We start from the raw sequence: 4434 nt of genomic DNA, 5'->3' as shown, positions 1-4434 counted from the left end.
TACTCTGCGGCTTCTTCGTAAGCGTCCATTGGGGGGCATGTGCAGATTAGGTTTCTGTCTCCGTAAGCGTTGTCGACGCGGTTTACGGGGGACCAGTATTTGTCGACGCCCATGGAGCCTGGGGGGAAGCAGGCCTGTTCGCGGCTGTAGGGCCGGTCCCAATCTCCGACCAGATCGCGCACCGTGTGGGGGGCGTTTTTCAGCGGGTTGTTGTCCGCGTCGATCTTGCCGTCGATGATGTCCTGCGCTTCGGCCCGGATGGACAGCATGGCGTCGCAGAAGCGGTCCAGCTCGTCCTTGGGTTCCGACTCGGTTGGCTCGACCATCAGGGTTCCGGCCACCGGCCAGGACATGGTGGGCGCGTGGAAGCCTGAATCGACCAGACGCTTGGCGATGTCGTCGACGCTGACCTGCGCCGCCTCATCCAGCGGGCGGGTATCCAGAATGCACTCATGCGCCACCCGGCCCGTGTCCGAGGTGTAGAGGATCGGATAGGCCTCCTGCAGGCGTGCCGCGATGTAGTTGGCGTTCAGGATCGCCACCTTGGTCGCCTGCGTCAGACCGGCACCGCCCATCAGCAGCACATAGGCCCAGCTGACCGGCAGAATGGACGGCGAGCCGAAGGGCGCGGCCGAGACCGGACCCACGGCAGTGCCGTATTCCGGGTGACCCGGCAGGTGTTCCTCCAGATGTGCCTTGACGCCGATCGGGCCCATGCCGGGGCCGCCACCGCCATGCGGGATGCAGAAGGTCTTGTGCAGGTTCAGGTGGCTGACGTCACCGCCGATGTCACCGGGACGCGAGAGACCTACCATGGCGTTCATGTTGGCGCCGTCGATATAGACCTGACCGCCGTGGTCATGGGTGATCTGGCAGACCTCCTGCACGGTGGTCTCGAACACGCCATGGGTGGACGGGTAGGTGATCATGCAGGCGGCCAGATGATCGGAATGCTTTTCCGCCTTGGCGCGGAAGTCATTCAGGTCGATATTGCCCTTGTCATCGGCCTGCACCGGCACAACCTGATAGCCCACCATCTGGGCCGAGGCCGGGTTGGTGCCATGCGCCGAGGTCGGGATCAGGCAGACATTGCGGTGCGCCTCACCCCGCGCGGCGTGATAGTTGCGGATGGTCAGAAGACCCGCGTATTCGCCCTGCGCGCCCGAATTGGGCTGCTGCGAGATCGCGTCATAACCGGTGATCTGGCACAGCTTGTCGTTCAGGTCATCGATCATTTCAATGTAGCCCTGCGCCTGATCTTGTGGGCAGAACGGGTGCAGATTGCCGAACTCGGGCCAGGTGACCGGGATCATCTCGATCGTGGCGTTCAGCTTCATGGTGCACGACCCCAGCGGGATCATCGCCCGGTCCAGCGCCAGATCGCGGTCGGCCAGACGGCGCATATAGCGCGTGATCTCGGCCTCGGCCCGGTTCTTGTGGAAGATCTCGTGGGTCAGATAGGCGCTTTCGCGCAGCGCATAATCGGGCAGGCGGTAGAGCTTGTTCGAGCTGTCATCCTTGCGATCGATCCCGAAGGCACCCCAGACGGCCTCGATGGTCTCGGGGCGGGTCTGTTCGTCCAGGCTGATGCCCACTTTCGTCTCACCCACCTTGCGCAGGTTCACACCCCGCGCCACGGCGGCCTCCATCACGACATTCTGCAGGTGGCCGACCTCAACCGTGATGGTGTCAAAGAACACTTCCGGCTCAACAGCAAAGCCCGCCTCTTCCAGACCGGCGGCCAGACGCGAGGTCTTGCGGTGCACCGATTGCGCGATGGCCTTGATGCCATCGGGGCCGTGATAGACGGCGTACATCGAGGCAATCACCGCCAGCAGCGCCTGCGCAGTGCAGACATTCGAGTTGGCTTTCTCGCGGCGAATGTGCTGCTCGCGGGTCTGCAGGGCCAGACGATAGGCCTTGTTGCCGCGCGCGTCGATCGACACGCCGATGATCCGGCCGGGCATCGACCGCTTCAGCTTGTCACTGGTTGCCATATAGGCAGCATGAGGCCCGCCATAGCCCATCGGCACGCCAAAGCGCTGGGTCGAGCCGATGGCGATATCCGCGCCCATCTCGCCGGGTGATTTCAGCAGCGCCAGCGACAGGATGTCGGCGGCGACGATGGCAATGGCTTTGTGTTCGTGCAGCGCCGCGATCTCGTTGGTGAAGTCGCGCACATGGCCGTGGGTGCCGGGATACTGGAAGATCGCGCCAAAGACCGACCCCGCATCCAGCGTGTCCGGATCAGCGACCTGCACGTCGATGCCCAGAGGCTCGGCGCGCGTTTTGATCACGGCGATGGTCTGCGGGTGGCAGTTCTTGTCGACAAAGAAGGCCGCGTTGTTGGCCTTTGACCGGCCACCGCGCTTGGCCATCGCCATGGCTTCGGCGGCGGCAGTCGCCTCGTCCAGGAGCGAGGCGTTGGCCACGTCCAGCCCGGTCAGGTCGCTGACCATGGTCTGGAAGTTCAACAGTGCCTCAAGACGGCCCTGGCTAATCTCGGGCTGATAGGGCGTATAGGCGGTGTACCAGGCCGGGTTTTCCAGGATGTTGCGCAGGATCGGCGCCGGCGTGGTGGTGCCATAGTATCCCTGGCCGATCAGCGAGGTCAGAACCTTGTTCTTGCTCGCCACCTCTTTCATGTAAAAGAGCGCATCGCGTTCGGTCATCGCCGGACCCCAGTCCAGGGGTTCCTTCTGCCGGATCGCAGGCGGGACGGTGGCGTCGATCAGCTGGTCCAGCGTCTTGAAGCCAATCACCTTGAGCATGTCGCGCATTTCCGTCGGGCTGGGCCCGATATGGCGGCGGTTGGCGAAGTCATAGGCTTCGTAGTCGGTCAGTTTGAAGGCCATAGGTCATGCTCCTCAGGGAATGTCTCGCCCGGCCGCTCTGGCAGGAGCCTCCGGCGGGGATATTTTTAGCCAGATGAAGGGGCGGATCCGTGAAAGGACCCGCCGTTTGGGTTTACCCGATCAGGGCCTTGTAGCCGTCCAGATCCATCAGATCTTCCAGCTGTGATGCATCGCTCAGCTTGATCTTGTAGATCCAGGCCTCACCCTCGGGGTCTTCGTTCAGCGCGCCGGGGTTATCGGCCAGTGCCTCGTTCACTTCCGCGATCTCGCCATCGACGGGGGCGTAGAGCTCGGAGGCTGCCTTGACGGATTCGATCACGCCGATCTCGCCGCCTTTTTCAAACTCATCGCCTGCTTCCTGCTGCTCCACGAACACCACGTCGCCCAGCTGTTCAGCCGCGTGTTTGGTGATGCCCAGCGTGGCTGTGTCGCCTTCGACGGTCAGCCATTCATGCTCTTCGGAATAATAGGTTGCCATGTTGTCTCTCTCCTGACTTCAACGCTTGTAATTCTGTTTGACGAAGGGCAGCGCCACGATCTGCGCTGGCTGCGGCTTGCCCCGGATGATCAGGTTCACCGCCTCGCCCGGCTCACCGTGGCCCTTGGACACATAGCCCATCGCCACCGGTCCGCCGACCGTGGGGCCAAATACGCCCGAGGTGATCTGGCCGATCGTATTGCCATTACTGCACTGGATTTCCACACCCTGACGCGCCGGTGCGCGGCCATCGGGTTTGATGCCAACCAACTTTTTGGCGGGGCCTTCGGCCAGTTCCTTCTGCACACGCTCCGCACCCGGAAAGCCGCCCTCTTCCTTGCGGCGTTTCTGGATCGCCCAAGCAAGCGATGCCTCAATCGGCGAGGTGCTTTGGTCGATGTCATTGCCATAGAGGCACAGACCGGCCTCCAGCCGCAGGCTGTCGCGCGCGCCCAGACCGGCCGCTTCGCAATCCTCATGCGCCAGGAAGGCTTTTGAAACTTCGATCGCCTTGTCCTCGGGGATCGAGATCTCATATCCGTCCTCGCCGGTGTAGCCCAGTCGCGAGATGCGGCAGTCGACGCCGTTGATCGGGGCCTCGATGGTTTCCATGAACTTCAGGTCGCGGGCGGCAGGGCAGAGTTCCCCCACCACGTTTTCCGCCGCAGGGCCTTGCACCGCTACCAGCGCGCGGTCGAAAATCTCGATCACTTCGACGCCATCCAGATTGTCACGCATATGCGGAATGTCCTGATGGCGCAGCGCTGCGTTCACCACCACGAAATAGTAATCGCCCGCATTCGACACGATCAAATCGTCCATGATCCCGCCATCCGCGTTGGTAAAGAACCCGTACCGCGCCTTGCCCGGCTTCAGGGTCGCGTAGGCCTGCGGGCACAGAGCTTCCAGCTTCTCACCCACATTCTCACCACGCAGGATCACCTGTCCCATATGAGACACATCAAACAACGCCGCCTTCTCACGACACTGCTTATGCTCAACCATAATCCCCAAAGGATACTGAACAGGCATCTCCCACCCAGCAAAATCAACCAGCTTACCCCCCAACTCAACGTGAAGAGAATGCAAAGGGGTGCGTTT

The 4434-nt window shown here is 62.2% G+C and carries 3 protein-coding genes; all 3 read right to left on the bottom strand.

What is annotated here, in order from left to right:
- Window positions 1–2855 (bottom strand): aminomethyl-transferring glycine dehydrogenase (gene gcvP / locus DS906_RS10030; protein ID WP_113790055.1); only part of this gene is annotated, 2855 nt, incomplete at its 3' end.
- Window positions 2856–2967: 112 nt separating this feature from the next.
- Entirely contained in the window at window positions 2968–3333 is a 366-nt protein-coding gene (gene gcvH, locus DS906_RS10025) for a glycine cleavage system protein GcvH (protein WP_113790054.1), read from the bottom strand.
- A gap of 18 nt (window positions 3334–3351) precedes the next feature.
- Window positions 3352–4434 (bottom strand): glycine cleavage system aminomethyltransferase GcvT (gene gcvT / locus DS906_RS10020; protein WP_113790053.1); only part of this gene is annotated, 1083 nt, incomplete at its 5' end.

Origin of the sequence: Ruegeria sp. A3M17, from assembly GCF_003318255.1 — a bacterium.
In the GTDB taxonomy this organism is placed as follows: Bacteria; Pseudomonadota; Alphaproteobacteria; order Rhodobacterales; family Rhodobacteraceae; genus Ruegeria.
This window is presented reverse-complemented; position numbering and strand designations above follow the sequence as displayed.